Raw genomic sequence first — 17,630 nt, 5'->3', positions numbered from 1 at the left:
GCGTCCGTCAGTGGTCGGCGAGCCGGTCGAGCAAGTGCATCGACTTGCGCAGGGTGCGGCGCTCGGTGGCCGACAGCTCGGTCTCCAGCGCCTCGGCCAGCCAGTGCTCGCGCCCCTCGCGCTGGGCGCGGAGCTTCTCCAGCCCCGCGGGCGCGATCGACAGCAGCGTCTTGCGGCCGTCGGTCGGGTGCGCCTCGCCCTGCACGAAGCCCTCCTCCTGCAGCAGCGTCACCGTGCGCGCCATCGACTGGGGCCGGACGCGCTCGGCGGCGGCGAGGTCGCTGGTGGTCATCGGGCCTTCCCGGTCCAGCCGTCCGAGCACGGCGGTCTGGCCGACCGGCATCAGCGAGCTCTCGGCGCGGACGCGACGGATCAGGCGGCCGACGGTCAGCCGCAGGTCGGCGGCGAGGCGGGCGACGTCGTCTTCGGCGTCATCAGGCATGAGGGAAGCCTAATTCACGACGCGACCACCCACACGGCTCGTGCCCGCACGATCTCCTTGCCGTCCACGCAGAGCGAGCAGTCGGCGAACGACAGCGTGCTCCCGACGCGGTCGACGCGCGTGCGCGACTCGATCCAGTCGCCGGGCCTCGCGGGCTTGAGGAAGTCGACGGTCAACGACACCGTCGCGCGGTCCTTGCCGTCCTCGGCGTCGGCCTCGATCGCGCGCCCCAGCGCGAAGTCCGCGAACGTCGACAGCAGCCCGCCCTGGACCGTGCCGCGATGGTTGGCGTGGCGCTCCTCGGTCTGGATGCCGAGCACGAGGTCGTCGCCCGCGTCCGCGCTGTCCTCCTTGACGAAGATCGGCCCGACGTGCTCGAGGAACGGACCCTGGTTGGGGAACGGGGAGAAGCCGGCGGGAGGGGTGCTCATCGGGCCGATCGGTACCCCGGGAAGCGGTGCGCCATCCGTGGTCATCGTTCTTGCACCGCGTCGATCGGGCGGCCTCGATAGCTTCCCGTGATCTGTCGTGCGGCGTACCGGTCGACTCCAAGGCGCCGCGCGAGAAGCCGATGAACAAGACCGTGGACCCCACGCCACAACAGCGCCCCCTTCGCGTGCTCGTCGTCGACGACGCACCGGACATCCGTGCGCTGTTGCGGGCCATGCTCGGCGACCGCGCCGACGTGCTGGTGCTCGAGGCCTCGGGCGGCGAGGAGGCGTTGCGGGTCGCCGCGGAGGACCCGCCGGACCTGGCGGTCGTGGACCAGAACATGCCGGGCATGGACGGGGTCACGACGACGCGCGAGCTGAAGGCGTTGCACAGCGACGTCGAGGTCGTGGCGTTCACGGCGGTCCCGGGGGCCGAGCGCCAGTTCGCGCAGGCGGGCGCCACCCACCACTTCCTGAAGGACCGCTTCGGGGATCTCGTCGGCTTCATCTCCCAACGCGCCGAGGCGGGCAACGGCCGGTGACCTCGCGCGAGGACGCGCCGGACCCCGCCGACACGACGGGCACGGCCCGCCGCGCGCACGAGCTGGCGCTGCTCGTCGACACCATCCGTGACTACGCGATCTTCCTGCTGGACGAGCAGGGCACGATCGTGACCTGGAACGCGGGCGCCGAGCGGCTGAAGGGCTATACGAGCCGGGAGATCGTCGGCCGCCACTTCTCGACGTTCTACCCCGAGGAGGACCGCGCGGCCGGCCGGCCGGCGCGGATCCTGGAGACCGCGCGCGCCGAGGGCCGCTACGAGGAGGAGGGCTGGCGCGTGCGCCGCGACGGCTCCCGCTTCTGGGCCAGCGTCGTGATCACCGCGATCCGCGACGAGGGCGGCCGGCTGCTGGGCTTCGGCAAGGTGACGCGCGACCTCACGCGGCGGCGCCTGGACGAGCAGCACCTGCGCGACAACGCGGCGGTCCTGGCCGCCGCCAACGACGAGCTTCAGCAGTTCCGCCGGATGGTCCTCGGCGTCCGCGACTACGCGATCTTCCTGCTGGACCCCGGCGGGCGCATCACGACCTGGAACGCCGGCGCCGAGCGGATCAAGGGCTACACGGCCGAGGAGATCGTCGGCCGCCACTTCTCCACGTTCTACACCGACGCCGACCGCGCCCGTGAGCATCCGGCCGAGGAGCTGCGGATCGCGTCCACGGCGGGCCGCTACGAGGAGGAGGGGTGGCGCGTCCGCAAGGACGGCACGCACTTCTGGGCCAACGTGGTGATCACCGCGCTGCGCGACGAGGACGGCGTGCTGCTCGGCTTCTCGAAGGTCACGCGCGACCTCACCGAGCGGCGGGCGGCCGATGAGGCGCTGCAGGAGGCCAACGAGCGCCTGGCCCGCTCCAACCAGGAGCTCGACCGCTTCGCGTCGGTCGCCGCGCACGACCTGCAGGAGCCGCTGCGGACGATCTCGGGCTTCGCCGAGCTGCTGCGCGACCGCTACGCCGACGCGCTGGACGACGCCGGGCGCAGCTACCTCGGACACGTCAGCTCGGCGGCGGTGCGGATGTCGCGGCTGGTCGACGACCTGCTCGGCTACGCCCGCGCGGCGGCCGAGCCGCGCCACGACGGCGCCGAGACCGTCGTCGCCGACGCGGTCGAGGTCGTGTTGGCCGAGCTGCGCGCGACGATCGCCGAGCGCGGGACCGCGGTCTTCGTCGACGTGCCCGACGGCGCGCGCGTGCTCGCCGAGCCGCGCGACGTCGAGGCCGCGCTGCGCAACCTGCTGTCCAACGCGGTGAAGTTCGCGTCGGCCGAGGAGCCCCGCGTGGCCGTGACCGCCGAGGCCGTCGAGGGCAGCTTCCGCGTCGCGGTGCTCGACAACGGCATCGGCATCGACCCCGCCGACCGGCCGCGCCTGTTCGTGCCGTTCGCGCGGCTGCACAGCGCGTCGGAGTACGAGGGCACGGGGCTGGGGCTGGCGATCGCGCAGCGGGTCGTGGAGCGCAACGGCGGCGCGATCGGCGTGGACTCGACGGTGGGCGAGGGGAGCCGGTTCTGGTTCACGCTGCCGGCGGGGGTGGCGGCGGTGGGGTAGTCGGCGGCGCGGGGCGCCCCCGGCGCCTACCCCGCCGGCGGCCGCGCCGCGGCGAGGTCCCGCTCGATCGCCTCGGCCGTCGCGAGCAGCGGCGGCAGCAGCGTCGCCTTGACGTCCTCGACCGAACGCGTCGCGTGGGCGGAGACGTTGATGGCGGCGACGACCTCGCCGCCGCGCGAGTGGATCGGCGCGGCGATCGAGCGCAGGCCGGCCTCCAGCTCCTGGTCGACCAGGGCGTAGCCCTGGGAGCGGACGCGGTCCAGCTCGGCGCGCAGCGCCGGCGGCTCGTGGACGGTCTCCGGCGTCAAGGCCACCAACTCGGTCCGGTCGAGCACGTCGGCCAACGCGTCCGGCTCCAGGCCGGCCAGGAGCACGCGGCCCATCGACGTCGCGTAGGCGGGGAAGCGCGTGCCGACCGAGATCGCGACGCGCATGATCCGCCGCGTCGGGACGCGGGCGACGTAGACGACGTCGGTGCCGTCGAGCACCGAGACCGACGAGGACTCGTGGATCTCCTCGACCAGGCGCTCGAGGTGCGGCTGGGCGACCTCGGGCAGCGTCAAGGACGACAAGTACGCGTAGCCCAGCTCCAGCACCTGCGGCGTCAGGGCGAAGCGCGTGCCGGACAGATGCACGTACCCGAGCTGCTGGAGCGTCAGCAGGAACCGCCGCGAGGCGGCGCGGGTCAGGCCGGTCGCGCGGGCGACGTCGCTGAGCGTCTGCGGCTCGGGGGCGCTGAGCGCGCGGATGACCGACAGCCCGCGCTCCAGCGACTGGACGAACTGGCGGTCGCGGGGCGGCGCGGTCTCACTCACCGATCGCGCCCTCTTCCCGGAGCACCCGCTGCGCGGCCGCGAACGCGGTGTTGGCCTGCGGCACGCCGGCGTAGACCGCCGTGTGCAGGAGGACCTCGCGGATCTCGTCGGGCGTGAGCCCGTTTCGCAGCGCGGCGCGGACGTGCATGGCCAGCTCATCCTCGCAGCGCAGCGCGCAGAGCACCGCGAGGGTGATCATCGAGCGCTCGCGGCGCTCCAGGCCGTCCCGCGTCCAGACGCTGCCCCAGGCCATCTTGGTGATGAGCTCCTGGAAGGGCGCGGTGAAGTCGGTGGTGTTGGCGATCGCGCGGTCGACATGGGCGTCGCCGAGCACCGCGCGGCGCACCTCCATGCCGTCGTCGTGCAGGTCGTCGCTCATGCGGTGGACCGCTCCCGGTCGAGGTGGTCGGCGATCAGGTCGATGACGGCGTCGGCGCGCTCGACGCTGACGACGTGGGCGCCGGGATCGAGGATCTCCAGCCGCGCGCCGGCGATCGACGCCGCCAGGCGCTCCTGGTGCTCGGGCGGGATCGCCGCGTCCTGCGCGCCGCCGAGGACCAAGGTGGGGGCCTCGATCGCGGCGGCGTCGGCGCGCTCGTCCAGGTGCGCGAGCGCGTCGCAGCAGGCGGCGTAGCCCTCGGCGGGCTGGGCGGCGAGCATCGCGCGCAGCGCGTCGCGCGCCTCCGGGTGCGCGGCGGCCCACGGCGGCGTCAGCCAGCGCTCGACGACCGCGTCGGCGATCGCCCCGACCGTCCCGGCCTCGCGCACCGTCCGCGCCCGCTCGATCCACGGATCGGGCGCGCCGAGGTGCGCGCTCGTGCAGATCAGGACCAGGCGGTCGATCCGCTCCGGCGCGTGCGCGGCCAGCCACTGGCCGACCATCCCGCCGATCGAGACGCCGGCGAACGAGGCGCGCCGCACGCCCAGGTGGTCCATCAGCGCCAGCGCGGCCTCGCCCAGCCGCGCGATCGAGTACGGGCCGTCCGGGACGGGGGAGGCCCCGTGCCCGAGCTGGTCGTAGGCGATGACGCGCAACCCATGGTCGTTGCGAAGGACGTCGGCCTGCGGGTCCCACATCCGCAGCGTCGTGCCCAGGGATCCGGCCAGCAGCAGCGCGGGCGCGTCGCGCGGCCCGCCGTCCTCGTGGTTGAGGATGTCGCTCATGCTCGGTCCTCCCGCCGGGCGCGGTGCGCCGCCAGCGCGCGGTCGACCAGCGCGCCCGCGGCGGCCTCGGTGGCCCGGAGGTCGAGGTCGTCGCCCAGCGCGGCGTCCAGGTTGGCGCGCATGCGCGCCGGGTCGACCTCCAGCCGCTCCAGCAGGTCGCACGTCCACGCGACCGCCGAGCCCGTGGCGGCGATCAGCGCGCGCAGCGTCTCCCACTCGGCCTGCCAGCCGCCGGCGGCGCGCTCGTGCTCCCCGTCCATCACGGACAACATGGTCGCCGCCAGGCCGGGCGCGCGCGCCGCGCACGCCGCGGCGCTGACCGCCGACACCGGGTTGGCCTTGTGCGCCATCGCCGACGAGCCGCCGCGAGCGCCCTCGCCGTCCTGGGTGCTCTCGCGCGCCTCGCCGACCTCGACCTGGGCGAGCAGGACGACGTCCTTGGCGACCTTGGCGCACGTACCCGCCAGGACCGCCAGCGCGCTCGCCAGCTGCGCGGGCCGGCGGCGGTCGCCGTGCCAGGGCAGCGTCGGGTGGCAGAGCCCGAGGTCGTCGGCCATCGTCGTGGCGAGCGCGGTCGCGTGCTCGCCGAGCGTCGAGCGATCGCCGACCGCGCCCCCGACCTGCGCGGCCGGCACCGTGCGCCGGACCCGAGCGAGCTCCAGCGCGGCCTCGTCCAACGCGGTCAGCCAGCCCGCGGCCTTGGCGCCGAACGTCGTCGGCAGCGCGGGCTGCAGCAGCGTGCGGCCGAGGATCGGCGTCAGGCGCTGGCCGGCGGCCAGGAGCGCGGCGCCGTCGGCGGCCGCGGCGGCGTCGTCCAGCAGCGGGCCCAGCGCGCGGTGCGCGCACAGCATCAGCGCGGTGTCGACGACGTCCTGGCTGGTGAGCCCCGCGTGGACCGACGGCGCGACGTCCTCGCCGACCTCCGCGCGCAGCGCGGCGACCAGGCCGATGACCGGCGTGGCGTGCCGCGCGGTCTCGCGGCCCAGCGCGGCGACGTCGTAGCGCGCGGCGTCACAGGCGGCGGCGATCGCCTCGGCGTGCTCCGCCGGGATCAGCCCGAGGCCCGCGCGGGCGCGCGCGTAGGACGCCTCGACGTCCAGCAGCGCCTGCAGGAACGGACGGTCGGCGACGGCCGCGGCGGCCTCCCCGCGGGCGAAGACCGGGCCGAGCAGCGCGTCAGACGCGGGCTCCGCGGCGGCGGTGGTGGATGTCGAGTTGGTGGCCATCGTCGATGAGCGTTTCACGCATGCAGCACCACCGCCAGGCCCTGGCCGACGCTGGGCGTCGGAGTCTCATCCCTCCAACACCACCGCGAGGCCCTGGCCCACGCCGATGCAGATCGCGGCCAGACCGTACCCGCCGCCGCGGCTGCGCAGCTCGTGGGCCAGGCGGCCGACGATCCGCGCGCCGGACGCGCCGAGCGGATGGCCGATGGCGATCGCGCCGCCGCGGACGTTGACGATCTCCGGGTCGAGGTCGGGCCAGTCGCACAGGCAGGCCAGCGACTGCGAGGCGAAGGCCTCGTTGAGCTCGACCGCGGCGAGGTCGCCCCAGCCGATCCCGGCGGCGCGCAGCGCCTTGCGCGCGGCCTCGACCGGGCCGATGCCGAAGACGTCGGGGTCGACGCCGTGCGCGGCGCGGGAGACCACGCGCGCCAGCGGGTCGCGGCCCAGCCGCCCGGCCGCGGCCTCGTCGCCGAGCAGGACCATCGACGCGCCGTCGTTCAAGGGCGAGGAGTTGCCCGCGGTGACCGTCCCGCCCTCGACGAACGCGGGCTTGAGCCTGGCCAGCTTCTCCAGCGACGTGTCGGCGCGGATGCCCTCGTCGCGCGCGAGGTCGACGCCCGGCACCGGCACGACCTCGCCGTCGTAGATCCCCTCGTCCCACGCGGCGGCCGCGAGCCGGTGGGAGCGCAGCGCGAACGCGTCCTGCTCGTCGCGCGAGATCTTGTAGATGTCGGCGAGCTTCTCGGCCGACGCGCCGAGCGAGATCGTCCACCGGTCGGGCATCTCGGGGTTGACCATCCGCCAGCCCAAGGTGGTGGAGTGCAGCGTCTCGTGCCCGGCGGGGAAGCCCTTGGCGGGCTTGAGCAGGACCCACGGCGCGCGGGTCATCGACTCCACGCCGCCGGCGACGACGACGCGCGCGTCGCCCGCCGCGATCGCGCGCGAGCCCTGGATCGTGGCCTCCAGCGAGGACCCGCACAACCGGTTGACCGCCACGCCGGTGACCGACGTCGGCAGCCCCGCGAGCAGCACGGCCATCCGCGCGACGTCGCGGTTGTCCTCGCCGGCGCCGTTGGCGTTGCCGAGGATCACGTCGTCGACGTCGGCCGGGTCCAGCGCCGGGGTGCGCGCCAGGAGCGCCTTCAGCGCCCCCGCCGCGAGGTCGTCGGGGCGCACGCCGGCCAGCGCGCCCGAGTAGCGGCCGAAGGGCGTGCGGACCGCGTCGATGATGTAGGTGTCGCTCATCGGGCCAGCAGCTCCCGCAGGGCGTTCAGCTCGGCGTCGCTCGGCGGCTCCGTCGTCGTCAGGTCCTCCGCGACGCGAAGGTCCCAGCCCGTCGCGTCGCGCACCTGCTCGACCGTCACGCCCGGGTGGACCCGCGTCAGCATCAGCTCGCCGTCGCCCGGGTCCGGCGTCAGCACCCCGAGGTCGGTGATCACCGCGACCGGCCGCGCGTCGGTGGTCAGGAAGTCGAGTCGCTCGACGAACGTGCGCTTGGTGTGCGGCGCGACGACCATCACCCGGCGGCAGCCGCGCGCGATCTCCGGCGCGCCGCCCGCGCCCGGCAGGCGCGTCTTGGGCGCGTCGTAGTCGCCGATGACCGTGGAGTTCAGCGCGCCGCGCGGGTCGACCTGGGCGGCGCCGAGGAACGCGACGTCGATCCGTCCCGGCTGGATCCAGTAGTTGAACATCTCGGGGACCGACACCACGAAGTCGGCGGTCGCGGCCAGCTCGCCGTCGCCGATCGACAAGGGGATCTTGCGCGGCTTGGCGCCGATCGTCCCCGACTCGTACACCAACACCAGGTCGGGGTTGATGATCTCGCGCGCCAGGATCGCCGCCGTCGAGGGGCGTCCGACGCCGATGAACACCGACCGCGCGTCGGCGAGATGGCGCGCCGCGACGATCGTCTGGACCTCGCCCGAGCCCGCGCCCGCGCCGCTCACAGGATGTGCTCCTCCATGTAGGCCCGGAACTCGTCGCGGTCCCGGGAGACCTCGTCCCACAGCTTGTAGAAGTCGTTGTCGCGGTCGGTCAGGTCGTGCGCGTAGGACGGGTGGGCGCCGCGCTCCGCGACCGCCACCGCGTCGACGCACCAGCCCGGGATGACCACCCCGCCCGGACAGGGCTCCAGCTCGTCCACCACGCGCTCGACGGTCACCAGCGATCGCGCCGACGCCAGCACGGCCTCCTTCTGCACGCCCGGGATGCCCCAGAGCTGCACGTTGCCGCGCCGGTCGGCCTCCTGGGCGTGGACGATCGCCACGTCGGGGCGCAGCGCGGGGACCGCCGCCAGCTCCTCGCCGGTGAACGGGCAGGTGATGAACTTGACGTTGGTGTGCGCGACGAGGTCCGTGCCCGCGTACCCGCGCAGCACCCCGAACGGCAGGTCCGCGGCGCCCGCCGCGTAGCGGTTGGCCATGCCCGCGTGCGAGTGCTCCTCGATCTCGATCGGATGCGGCCAGCCGTGCTCGACGGCGTCGCGCACGCGGTGCAGCGACCCGACGCCGGGGTTGCCGGCGTACGAGAACACCAACTTGCGCGCGCAGCCCATGCCGACCATCTGGTCGTAGAGGACGTCCGGCGTCATCCGGATCAGCTCGAGGTCCTTGCGGCCCTGGCGGATCAGCTCGTGTCCCGCGGCGAACGGGATCAGGTGGGTGAAGCCCTCCAGCGCCACCGCGTCCCCGTCGTGGACGAGATCGGCGACGGCGTCGCGTAGAGGGACGATGTGTGCGCCATGCGTACGGTTGCTCACAATGCGCACACCACGGTATATGCTCCGCGAGAGCGGCGTCAACCCGCCGCGGTCGGCACAGCGAGAGGGAGAGGCCAGGACGTGAGGACGCAGGTCGGGATCATCGGCGCGGGGCCGGCGGGGCTGGTGCTCGGCCGGCTGCTGGAGCTTCAGGGGATCGACTCCGTGATCCTCGAGGCGCGCGACCGCGAGTACGTGCAGCACCGCGTGCGCGCCGGGGTCCTGGAGCAGAACACCGTCGACCTGCTGCGTGGCGCGGGCGTCGCGGAGCGCCTGGACCGCGAGGGCATCGTCCACCACGGCATCGAGCTGCGCTTCGACGGGCAAGGCCATCGCATTGCCATGAGCGACCTCACCGGCGGCCGCGCGATCTGGATCTACGGCCAGCAGGAGGTCGTCAAGGACCTCATCGCGGCGCGCGTCGCCTCCGGCCTGCCGCTGGAGTTCGAGTGCCGCGACGTGGGGGTCCACGACGTCGACGGCGACCGTCCGCGCATCACCTACACCTCGGTCGACGGCACCGCCCAGGAGGTCGAGTGCGACGTCATCGCCGGCTGCGACGGCTTCCACGGCATCTGCCGGCCGGCCGTCGCCGAGGCGGGGGAGATGGTCGTCGCCGAGCGCGAGTACCCGTTCGGCTGGCTGGGGATCCTCGCCGACGTCGCGCCCTCGACCGACGAGCTGATCTACGCCTACCACGACCGCGGCTTCGCGATGCACTCGCTGCGCTCGCCGACGGTCTCGCGGCTCTACCTCCAGGTCGACCCCAGCGACCACATCGACAACTGGCCCGACGACCGCATCTGGCAGGAGCTGCACACGCGCTTCGAGGCGCCGGGCTGGTCGCTGACCGAGGGGCCGATCGTCGAGAAGGGCATCACGCCGATGCGGTCCTTCGTCGCGGCGCCGATGCGCCGCGGGCGGCTGTTCCTCGCCGGCGACGCCGCCCACATCGTGCCGCCGACCGGGGCCAAGGGCCTGAACCTCGCCGTCAACGACGTCCGCGTGCTGGCCGACGCGCTGGTCGCGTTCTTCGGGGCGTCGCGCTCGGAGACCGGCCTGGACGCCTACTCCGACACCTGCCTGCGGCGGGTCTGGCGCGTCCAGGACTTCTCCACCTCTATGACGACGCTGCTGCACCGCCTCGACGGCGACGACTTCGACGCCGGCCTCCAACGCGCGCGACTGCGCTACGTCACGTCGTCGGAGGCGGCGGCGAGGTCGTTGGCCGAGAACTACGTGGGGTTGCCCACCTAGCGGCGCTTCAGCGCGATCGTCGCCGAGGCGCCGCCGCCCGAGACCTTCAACTTGAGGGTTTCGGCCCTGCGCAGCGACCGCTTGGCCTTGCCCGTGAACCGGAGCGTGACCGTCGCCGTGCCCCTCCTGTCGGCCTGGCCGGAGCCCTTGGCGACGAGCCGGCCCGGGGACCCCGAGAGCGGCCCCGGGTGCGGTTCCCCGTACCGGGCTAGATCGGGTACTCCCGGCCGCCGTCCTGGACGGTCAGCCAGCGCAGCTCGGTGAACTCGTCCAGCGCCGCGTCGCCGCCGAAGCGGCCCCAGCCCGACGCCTTGACGCCGCCGAAGGGCATCTGCGGCTCGTCGTGGACGGTCGCGCCGTTGACGTGGACGATGCCGGACTGGATCCGGCGCGCCACGGTCTCCGCGCGGGCGGTGTCGGCTCCGAAGACCGCGGCCGACAGCCCGTACTCGGTGTCGTTGGCGATCCGCACCGCGTCGTCCTCGCCGTCGGCGGCGATGACCGTGACGATCGGGCCGAAGGACTCCTCGGCGTAGATCCGCATCTCGGGCGTGACGCCCGCGACGATCGTCGGCTGCAGGAGCAGGCCGTCGGCCTCGCCGCCGGTCAGCACGCGCGCGCCCTTGGCCTTGGCGTCCTCCAGCAGCTCTCCGACGCGCCGCGCGGCGGCCGCGTTGACGACCGGGCCGATCATCGTGGTCTGCTCGCGCGGGTCGCCGACGGTCAGCGCCTGCGCGCGGGTGACGAGCTTCTCGGCCAGCGCGTCCTCGACGGCGCGGTCGACCACGATCCGCTCGGTCGACATGCAGATCTGGCCGGAGTTCATGAACGCCCCGAAGTTCGCGGCGGCGGCGGCCTCGTCGAGGTCGGCGTCGTCGAGCACGACGAACGGCGCCTTGCCGCCCAGCTCCAGCAGCGTGCGCTTGAGGTGCTCGGCGGCCTTGGCGGCGATGATCCGGCCGACCTTCGTCGAGCCCGTGAAGTTGATGCGCTTGACCGCCGGGTGGGCGATCAGCTCCTCGACGACGTCGGCCGCGTCGGCGGGCTGGTTGGTGATGAGGTTGATCACACCCGCGGGGGCGCCGGCGTCGGCGACGACCTTGGCGACCGCCGCGTGCGTGCGCGGGCACTCCTCCGAGGCCTTCAGGATCACCGTGTTGCCGAAGGCCAGCGGCGTCGCGATCGCGCGCGTGGCGAGGATGACCGGCGCGTTCCACGGCGCGATGCCGACGACGACGCCGACCGGCTGGCGGATCGCGCGCGCGGCGAGCCCGGGCACGTGGGACTCGATCGGCGTCTCGTGGTCGACCTGGGCGGCCAGCGACGCCGCGTGGCGCAGCATCCCGGCGGCCAACATGCAGTTGAACATGCCCCAGCCGAAGGTGGCGCCGCACTCGGCGGTCATCGTGGCGGCGACGTCGGGCGCGCGCTCGTCGAGGAGGTCGGCGGCCTTGGTGAGGGCGGCGGCGCGCTCGTCGGGCGACGTCGCCGACCAGGCCGGGAACGCGGCGGCGGCGGCCTCCGCGGCCCGGTCGGCGTCGCCGCGGTCGGCGGCGGCGGCCTCGGTGACCGGCTCGCCCGTGAGCGGATCGGCCTTCTCGAACGTGCGGCCCGCGGCGGCCGCGACCCACTCCCCGCCGATGAGCAGTGGCTGCTGCTCGGTGCTGACGGTGCTCATCAGTATCGGTGCTCCCTGACCCGGATTCGTGTTCGCATGGCGCACGGGTGCGCGCCATGCGAACGACGTTGTCAGACGGCCTGCGACGAGTCAAGGGCGCCGAGACGTGCGTCGCGCCGCCGCCTGGCGGGGGAGGCCGTCGACACGAAGGCACTGATCCTGAACGGCACGCTGAAGCCGTCACCCGAGGAGTCCGACACCGGCGCGCTGGCGACGTTCGTCGGCGAGCGGCTCGCCGGGCGTCGTCAGCGAGGCCGTCAACCCCGAGGACGGCTGGCCGCGCAACCACGAGCGCGTCGTCGGCGCCGACATCGTGATCTTCGCGACCCCGACCTGGATGGGCCAGCCGGGCAGCGTCATCAAGGGCGCGCTGGAGCGTCTCGACGCGCTGCTCTCCGAGACCCAGGAGGACGGCACGCCGATGGCCTTCAACAAGGTCGCGGGCTTCGTCGTCACCGGCAACGAGGACGGCGCGCACGCGTGCATCGCGGCGATGGCCCACGCGTTGGTCGGGGCGGCCGCGGCGCTGGCCGCCACCCCGATCGGCAAGCCCCCGAACGCGTAGGCACGGCGGGGCGTACAACAAGTCCGGCTCGGCGTTTCAGGTGCGGGCAGGGTGGGGAACCGGCGCCCGTCGGGTCCAACAGCCAGTTCCGCGGGAGGGACTTGTGCAACGACGGGGACGGAAGGCCGCGATCGCCGGTGCGATCGTGGCGACCAGCATGCTCGGCGGCGGCGTGGTGATCGCCGGCACGGGCGCCGGAGACGACGACGCGCTGGCACCGGTCCGCGGTCCGGCCGACGGCGGCGTCGAGAAGAAGGTCGATCGGTTGTTGAAGCAGATGACCGTCGACGAGAAGCTGCAGCAGGTCCAGCTGCTCAGCGACGGGCAGATCACCGACGACGACGCGAAGAAGGGCGTCGGCGGGGTCTTCTCGCTGACCGATCCCGCGAAGATCGACCACTACCAGCACATCGCGGTGGAGCGGTCGCGGCTGCACATCCCGATCCTGTTCGCCTACGACACGATCCACGGCTACCGGACGACGTTCCCGGTGCCGCTGGCCGAGGCGGCGTCGTTCGACCCGGGCGTGGCCGGCGACGACTTCACGATCTCCGCGCGCGAGAGCGCGGCGGTCGGGATCAAGCAGATCTACGCGCCGATGGTCGACGTGTCCCACGAGCCGCGCTGGGGGCGGATCGTCGAGGGCTCGGGCGAGGACCCGTACCTGGGCAGCGTGATGGCCGCGGCCAAGGTCCGCGCGGCGCAGGGCGACGACTACGCCGCCGACGACAAGGTCGTGACGTCCGTCAAGCACTTCGTGGCCTACGGCGCCGCGGAGGGCGGGCGCGACTACAACTCCACCGACGTCAGCGAGCGACGCCTGCGCGATCTGTTCCTGCCGCCGTTCAAGGCGGCGCTCGACGCGGGCGCCGACACCGTCATGTGCTCGTTCAACTCGCTCAACGGGTCGCCGGGCTGCGCCAACGCGCACACGATGACCGACATCCTGAAGGGCGAGTGGGGCTTCGACGGGTTCGTCGAGAGCGACTACACCGCGGTGGCCGAGCTGCGGGCCTGCCCGCCGAAGAACCCCGACGACGGGCCGTGCGGGCACGGCATGGCGGCCGACGGGGCGGCGGCGGGCGCGCTGGCCCTCAACGCCGGGACCGACAGCGAGATGGTGTCCACCAACCTCCGCGACAACGGCAAGCAGCTGCTGGCCTCCCGGCAGATCTCGATCAGGCGGCTGGACGACGCGGTTCGGCGGATCCTGCGCGTGAAGTTCCGCGCGGGGCTGTTCGACCACCCCTACGCGGACCGGTCGAAGGTCGCCGAGCGGACGCTGCGGCCGGCGGACCGCGCGAAGGCGCGCGCCGCGGTCGGCAAGTCGGTGGTGTTGCTCAAGGACGACGACGGCACGCTGCCGATCGACCCCTCCAAGTCGGTCGCGGTGATCGGGCCGTTGGGCGACGACCAGCACGACATGCTCGGGCCGTGGTGGGGCCAGAGCCAGGACGAGGACGCGGTCTCGCTGCTGGCCGGCGTCAAGGCCCAGGACCCGGACACCACGTTCGCGCAGGGGTGCCCGATGGTCGACGCCGACCTCTACGACCCCAAGAACGAGTGCCCGGACGACTCCGGCTTCGCCGACGCGGTCGCGGCGGCGCGGAAGGCCGACCAGGTCGTGCTCGCGCTCGGCGAGGTCCGCGGGCAGGGCGGCGAGGCCGAGGTGCGGTCCAAGATCGACCTGCCGGGCCGACAGCTCGACCTGCTGAAGGCGGTCAAGGCCACCGGCAAGAAGGTGACCGTGGTGCTGTTCAACTCGCGTCCGCTGGACCTCACCGACGTCGCGGCCAACGCCGACGCGATCGTCGAGGCCTGGTTCCCGGGCATCGAGGCGGGCAACGGGCTGGCCGACGTGCTGTTCGGCGCGGTCGACCCGGGCGGCAAGCTGCCGGTCAGCTTCCCGCGCTCGGTCGGCCAGGTGCCGATCTCCTACAACCACGAGCCGACGGGGCGTCCGTGCGACGCGTCGCAGAAGTACAACTCGCGCTACCGGGACATCGCCTCGTGCGATCCGCTGTACGAGTTCGGCTACGGGCTGTCCTACACGACGTTCAAGTTCGACAACCTGGTGTTGTCCTCCAAGTCGATGTCGCCGCGCGACAGCGTGAAGGTGTCGGTCGACGTGACGAACACCGGCTCGCGGGCCGGTGACGAGGTCGCGCAGCTCTACCTCCACGACCCGGTCGCGTCGCTGTCGCAGCCGGTGCGGCGGCTGCGCGGCTTCCAGCGTGTGACGCTGAAGCCGGGGGAGAAGCGGACGGTGACGTTCCGCCTCGACGCCTCCGACGTCGGCTTCTCCGACGACGCGGGCAGGTTCGTGGTCGAGCCCGGTGAGATCGACGTGTTCGCCGGCGACTCCTCCAAGGCCGACCTGACGGACTCGTTCACGGTGACCGGTGGCTCGCGTCGCTGACGTCCCGCCCCGGACGGCGGCCGAAGCTCCGCAGCTTCGGCCGACGTCTGGCCGATTAGGCCCTTTCAGTCCTAGATCACGTCAAAACTGACGTGGACGCCCTCGCGGGTCGCGGCCAGGGTCGCCCGCCGTGGGAGAACCGCTGGACGACTTCAACATCAGGCTTCGCGAGCTGCGCGCCGCGCGGGGGTTGACTCAGGAGCAGGTCGCCGAGGCGGTCGGGACCAGCCAGTCGCACTACAGCAAGATCGAGCTGGGCCTGGTGAGCCCGACGATCCGGACGGTGCAGAAGATCGCCGCCGCGCTCGGCGTCGACCCGATGGAGCTGCTGCGCGGGGCTGCGGAGCCGTAGGGGCGGGAGCGGTCCGGGCCCGCGACCTCGGGGATGGTGAGGCCGCCGACCCGGGTTCCCGTCCCGGTCTCCCGGTCTCAGGCGACCTTCACCGTCGCCGACTTCCGCGACGTCTTGCCCGACTTGGGCGCGAAGGTCGCGGTGAGCTTGAGCTTCCCGTTCAGCTTGGCGCCGCGACGGGGCTTGACCGTCACCTTGATCGTGCCGGCGCGCCGGGCGGAGGCCGACCCGCTGGCCACGGTGCGCGAGCCGCGCTTGAGCGTGACCGTCAGCTTGCCCGCGGCGGGCGCGGTACCCGTGAGCTTCAGCCCGCGGCGCAGGGCCGCGGCCCTGATCTTCGTGGGCAGCGTGATCTTGAAGGACTTGGTGCTCGACGGCGACTTGGGCGGGGGCGGCGTGTCCGTGCGGGGCGGGGTGGAGATGGGCGGAGGCGTCGTCCCGCCGTTGCCCGGAGGCGGCGTCCCGCCACCGGCCGGGGGCGCCGTCGTCGTGGCGTCCGAGAACGCCGGCATGCGCGCGGTGCCCGACACCAGCCGCGACCCGCTCAGCGTGCAGGTGAAGTCGTCGTCGAACGCGTACGGGTCGGCCTGCGCGACGTGCACGCCGGCCGCGTCGTCCCAGGCGACGCTCTTGCCGTCGCGGCTGAGCGCGCCGCGCTCGAAGCCCGCGCCGATCGGCAGCGCGCACCCGGAGTCGATGTCGCCGTAGGGCGGGGCGTCGTTGACGTAGGAGAAGAGCGCGAGGCGCTTGCTGCCGTCGCCGAGCGTCTCGCGGACGAGGACGCGCGTGCCGTCGGCCGAGATCTCGGCGAACGTGAGCTTCGACCCGGGCTCGGTGGGCGACAGCATGACCCGCGAGGCGCCGGTCCAGTAGATCGTGCCCTCCGGCCGCGCGACCACCGGCCGCTCGCGGAACCAGGTCAGGTCGGTGTAGTCGATGGACGCCTGCGCGTCGGCGCCGCTCGGGCTGTTGGGGTTGGAGCGCCCGTAGCGCGGCTGGTTGGGGTCGCCGAAGGCCAGGAACGTGTAGCCGAGCGTGGCGGTCGCGCCGTCGGGCTGCATCCGCGCGCTGGTCGGCGGCGAGGTCGTGGTGTCGCCGGGCGACCGCGGCATGAGGTGGCGCTGCGGCGCGCCCGTGCCGTAGGCCCAGTAGACGATCTCCTGCTGCCCCGTGGTCGCGTTGGCCTGGAAGGCGGCGAGCGAGCCCTCCTCGTCGGCGGTCGGCAGCACGTAGGGCCGTGCCGGGGTGCCGTCGGTCGAGAGCGCGTGGCGCTGGCTGCCGTCGAGGTTCTCGACGTAGACGTTGTCGTGGTCGACGTAGGTGATCTCGGCGGCGCCGGCGGAGGCGGTTCCGAGGGCCGCCAGGGAGAGCGCTGCGGCGAACGCGGGGAGCGGGGTCTTCAGCATGGCGGCGATGCTCCCGGCGGGCTTCCCGGACCGCATCGGGGATGTACCTAGGGATCCCGGCGCCGAGGCCGAGACCCGGGGACTCCCTGATGCGCGCCGGCGGGTCCCGGCCCATCGTGCCGGTCATGAAGACCATCGTCTGCGTCCTCCTGGCGCTGCTCGTGCCCGTCGCCGCCGCGGCCACGGCGTCGGCCGACCCGCGCTACACGGCCAAGGTCGCGATCACCACCGGGGAGACCTTCACCTACAACCAGGGCGGGTACCCCGACGACTGCGACAGCTGGACGCACGCCGAGGGCGAGCTCAGCGCCCGCGCCCGGGCGTCCGGCCCGCTGATCTTCGCCTCCGGCGGCGGCTACACCGTCGGCGGCCTCAGCATCACCGCCAAGAGCGAGACGAACGTCAGCCGCCTGGTCACGTACAAGGTCCACACCGCGTCGGCCGGCGGCGCCTGCGGCACGTGCGACCCGCACACCGAGCTCGGCGACTGCCCCGACCAGACGCCCAGGCCCGACGACGTCGGCCGCAGCTCCTGCCCAGGGTCGCCGACCACGGCCCGGTCCGCCGCGCGCCTGACCTTCAACGTCAAGGGGACGCTGCTGGTCGAGGGCAACACGCCCAGCCGCAAGGTCCTGCAGGAGTGCTCGCGGCTCTTCCCGGTGCCGTACGGCGTCCCGATCGGCAGCGCCGAGCTGCCGCTCCAGAAGGAGGCGTTCCCGGGCGCGGCGCGGCAGGTCGCCAAGCTCGCCAAGGGCAAGTCCAAGAAGTTCCGCAAGGCCGACAAGGTCGGCGGCAGCTGCGGCAAGAAGAAGGTCGTGATGGCGGTCTGCACCACGCACGAGACGGTCGTCGTCGTGACGCGCGTCAGCTAGCTCGGCGCCGTGATCCGGGCGGCGGCCGCGCGGCCGTCGCCCGGCACCCCTTGCACTTCGGATACCAGTCGGTATCCTGACGCTCTGTCAAGGCTGGTACGTGCGTGTACCAGCGTGGTCGAGCCAGAGGGCGAAGGC

The 17,630-nt window shown here is 73.5% G+C and carries 18 protein-coding genes; 7 read left to right on the top strand and 11 right to left on the bottom strand.

Going from position 1 to position 17,630, the window contains the following annotated elements:
- Positions 1-7: 7 nt before the first annotated feature.
- Positions 8-442 carry a MarR family winged helix-turn-helix transcriptional regulator gene (locus VFG42_RS06770; RefSeq protein ID WP_324906602.1) on the bottom strand — a complete coding sequence of 145 codons (435 nt, stop codon included), beginning with the start codon at positions 440-442 and terminating at the stop codon, positions 8-10.
- A 14-nt stretch (positions 443-456) separates the two neighbouring features.
- On the bottom strand, positions 457-873 hold the full coding sequence (locus VFG42_RS06765) for a PaaI family thioesterase (protein WP_324906600.1): 417 nt from the start codon (positions 871-873) through the stop codon (positions 457-459).
- Positions 874-1,013: 140 nt separating this feature from the next.
- Here VFG42_RS06765 and VFG42_RS06760 point away from each other — a divergent pair, with 140 nt between their 5' ends.
- Positions 1,014-1,415 carry a response regulator gene (locus VFG42_RS06760; protein ID WP_324906598.1) on the top strand — a complete coding sequence of 134 codons (402 nt, stop codon included), beginning with the start codon at positions 1,014-1,016 and terminating at the stop codon, positions 1,413-1,415.
- A 62-nt stretch (positions 1,416-1,477) separates the two neighbouring features.
- Positions 1,478-2,980, top strand: coding sequence for a sensor histidine kinase (locus VFG42_RS06755; protein WP_414642334.1), 1,503 nt, complete (start codon positions 1,478-1,480; stop codon positions 2,978-2,980).
- Between the two features lie 26 nt (positions 2,981-3,006).
- Here the strand turns inward: VFG42_RS06755 and VFG42_RS06750 are convergent, their stop codons facing one another.
- The 7 genes from VFG42_RS06750 to VFG42_RS06720 form a co-directional block, all read right to left on the bottom strand.
- A complete protein-coding gene (locus VFG42_RS06750; protein ID WP_324906594.1) occupies positions 3,007-3,795 on the bottom strand; it encodes an IclR family transcriptional regulator domain-containing protein in 789 nt (262 codons plus the stop codon).
- Positions 3,788-4,174 carry a 4-carboxymuconolactone decarboxylase gene (pcaC, locus tag VFG42_RS06745; RefSeq protein WP_324906592.1) on the bottom strand — a complete coding sequence of 129 codons (387 nt, stop codon included), beginning with the start codon at positions 4,172-4,174 and terminating at the stop codon, positions 3,788-3,790. The genes VFG42_RS06750 and pcaC overlap by 8 nt, the downstream gene beginning before the upstream one ends.
- The gene (pcaD, locus tag VFG42_RS06740) at positions 4,171-4,959 is read right to left on the bottom strand and encodes a 3-oxoadipate enol-lactonase (protein ID WP_324906590.1); all 789 of its coding nucleotides are present in this window, start codon (positions 4,957-4,959) and stop codon (positions 4,171-4,173) included. Before pcaD ends, pcaC begins: the two co-directional genes overlap by 4 nt.
- Entirely contained in the window at positions 4,956-6,185 is a 1,230-nt protein-coding gene (locus VFG42_RS06735; RefSeq protein ID WP_324906588.1) for a lyase family protein, read from the bottom strand. Before VFG42_RS06735 ends, pcaD begins: the two co-directional genes overlap by 4 nt.
- 66 nt (positions 6,186-6,251) lie before the next feature.
- Positions 6,252-7,430 carry a thiolase family protein gene (locus VFG42_RS06730; RefSeq protein ID WP_324906586.1) on the bottom strand — a complete coding sequence of 393 codons (1,179 nt, stop codon included), beginning with the start codon at positions 7,428-7,430 and terminating at the stop codon, positions 6,252-6,254.
- Positions 7,427-8,131 carry a CoA-transferase subunit beta gene (locus VFG42_RS06725; RefSeq protein WP_324906584.1) on the bottom strand — a complete coding sequence of 235 codons (705 nt, stop codon included), beginning with the start codon at positions 8,129-8,131 and terminating at the stop codon, positions 7,427-7,429. Before VFG42_RS06725 ends, VFG42_RS06730 begins: the two co-directional genes overlap by 4 nt.
- The gene (locus tag VFG42_RS06720; protein WP_324906582.1) at positions 8,128-8,943 is read right to left on the bottom strand and encodes a CoA transferase subunit A; all 816 of its coding nucleotides are present in this window, start codon (positions 8,941-8,943) and stop codon (positions 8,128-8,130) included. Before VFG42_RS06720 ends, VFG42_RS06725 begins: the two co-directional genes overlap by 4 nt.
- A gap of 81 nt (positions 8,944-9,024) precedes the next feature.
- On the opposite strand from VFG42_RS06720, the gene VFG42_RS06715 reads away from it, so the two are divergent.
- Positions 9,025-10,200 carry a 4-hydroxybenzoate 3-monooxygenase gene (locus VFG42_RS06715; RefSeq protein ID WP_324906580.1) on the top strand — a complete coding sequence of 392 codons (1,176 nt, stop codon included), beginning with the start codon at positions 9,025-9,027 and terminating at the stop codon, positions 10,198-10,200.
- 208 nt (positions 10,201-10,408) lie between these two features.
- On the opposite strand, the gene VFG42_RS06710 is transcribed toward VFG42_RS06715, so the two are convergent.
- Positions 10,409-11,878, bottom strand: coding sequence for an aldehyde dehydrogenase family protein (locus tag VFG42_RS06710; RefSeq protein ID WP_324906578.1), 1,470 nt, complete (start codon positions 11,876-11,878; stop codon positions 10,409-10,411).
- A gap of 313 nt (positions 11,879-12,191) precedes the next feature.
- On the opposite strand from VFG42_RS06710, the gene VFG42_RS06705 reads away from it, so the two are divergent.
- The 3 genes from VFG42_RS06705 to VFG42_RS06695 all read left to right on the top strand — a co-directional run bounded on the left by VFG42_RS06705 (position 12,192) and on the right by VFG42_RS06695 (position 15,214).
- The gene (locus tag VFG42_RS06705) at positions 12,192-12,443 is read left to right on the top strand and encodes an NAD(P)H-dependent oxidoreductase (RefSeq protein ID WP_349260394.1); all 252 of its coding nucleotides are present in this window, start codon (positions 12,192-12,194) and stop codon (positions 12,441-12,443) included.
- A gap of 145 nt (positions 12,444-12,588) precedes the next feature.
- Complete coding sequence (gene bglX / locus VFG42_RS06700) at positions 12,589-14,862, top strand: beta-glucosidase BglX (protein ID WP_324906576.1); 2,274 nt, start codon at positions 12,589-12,591, stop codon at positions 14,860-14,862.
- A 130-nt stretch (positions 14,863-14,992) separates the two neighbouring features.
- Positions 14,993-15,214: a helix-turn-helix transcriptional regulator gene (locus VFG42_RS06695; protein ID WP_324906574.1), complete on the top strand. Its 222-nt coding sequence runs from the start codon at positions 14,993-14,995 to the stop codon at positions 15,212-15,214.
- A gap of 77 nt (positions 15,215-15,291) precedes the next feature.
- On the opposite strand, the gene VFG42_RS06690 is transcribed toward VFG42_RS06695, so the two are convergent.
- Positions 15,292-16,620: a hypothetical protein gene (locus VFG42_RS06690; RefSeq protein ID WP_324906572.1), complete on the bottom strand. Its 1,329-nt coding sequence runs from the start codon at positions 16,618-16,620 to the stop codon at positions 15,292-15,294.
- Between the two features lie 125 nt (positions 16,621-16,745).
- Here VFG42_RS06690 and VFG42_RS06685 point away from each other — a divergent pair, with 125 nt between their 5' ends.
- On the top strand, positions 16,746-17,492 hold the full coding sequence (locus VFG42_RS06685; protein WP_324906570.1) for a hypothetical protein: 747 nt from the start codon (positions 16,746-16,748) through the stop codon (positions 17,490-17,492).
- The last annotated feature ends 138 nt before the right edge of the window (positions 17,493-17,630 follow it).

This window comes from Baekduia sp. (assembly GCF_035685985.1).
Lineage (GTDB): Bacteria > Actinomycetota > Thermoleophilia > Solirubrobacterales > Solirubrobacteraceae > Baekduia.
Note: the sequence above shows the minus strand (reverse complement) of the source record. Positions and strands in the feature narration are given on the sequence as shown.

Excerpts from the sequence above, each read along its gene's own strand:
- VFG42_RS06710 (WP_324906578.1), bottom strand. The coding sequence starts at position 11,878 with ATGAGCACCGTCAGCACCGAGCAGCAGCCACTGCTCATCGGCGGGGAG.
- VFG42_RS06690 (WP_324906572.1), bottom strand. The coding sequence starts at position 16,620 with ATGCTGAAGACCCCGCTCCCCGCGTTCGCCGCAGCGCTCTCCCTGGCG.
- VFG42_RS06770 (WP_324906602.1), bottom strand. The coding sequence starts at position 442 with ATGCCTGATGACGCCGAAGACGACGTCGCCCGCCTCGCCGCCGACCTG.
- pcaD (WP_324906590.1), bottom strand. The coding sequence starts at position 4,959 with ATGAGCGACATCCTCAACCACGAGGACGGCGGGCCGCGCGACGCGCCC.
- VFG42_RS06735 (WP_324906588.1), bottom strand. The coding sequence starts at position 6,185 with ATGGCCACCAACTCGACATCCACCACCGCCGCCGCGGAGCCCGCGTCT.
- VFG42_RS06730 (WP_324906586.1), bottom strand. The coding sequence starts at position 7,430 with ATGAGCGACACCTACATCATCGACGCGGTCCGCACGCCCTTCGGCCGC.
- pcaC (WP_324906592.1), bottom strand. The coding sequence starts at position 4,174 with ATGAGCGACGACCTGCACGACGACGGCATGGAGGTGCGCCGCGCGGTG.
- VFG42_RS06685 (WP_324906570.1), top strand. The coding sequence starts at position 16,746 with ATGAAGACCATCGTCTGCGTCCTCCTGGCGCTGCTCGTGCCCGTCGCC.
- VFG42_RS06760 (WP_324906598.1), top strand. The coding sequence starts at position 1,014 with ATGAACAAGACCGTGGACCCCACGCCACAACAGCGCCCCCTTCGCGTG.
- VFG42_RS06765 (WP_324906600.1), bottom strand. The coding sequence starts at position 873 with ATGAGCACCCCTCCCGCCGGCTTCTCCCCGTTCCCCAACCAGGGTCCG.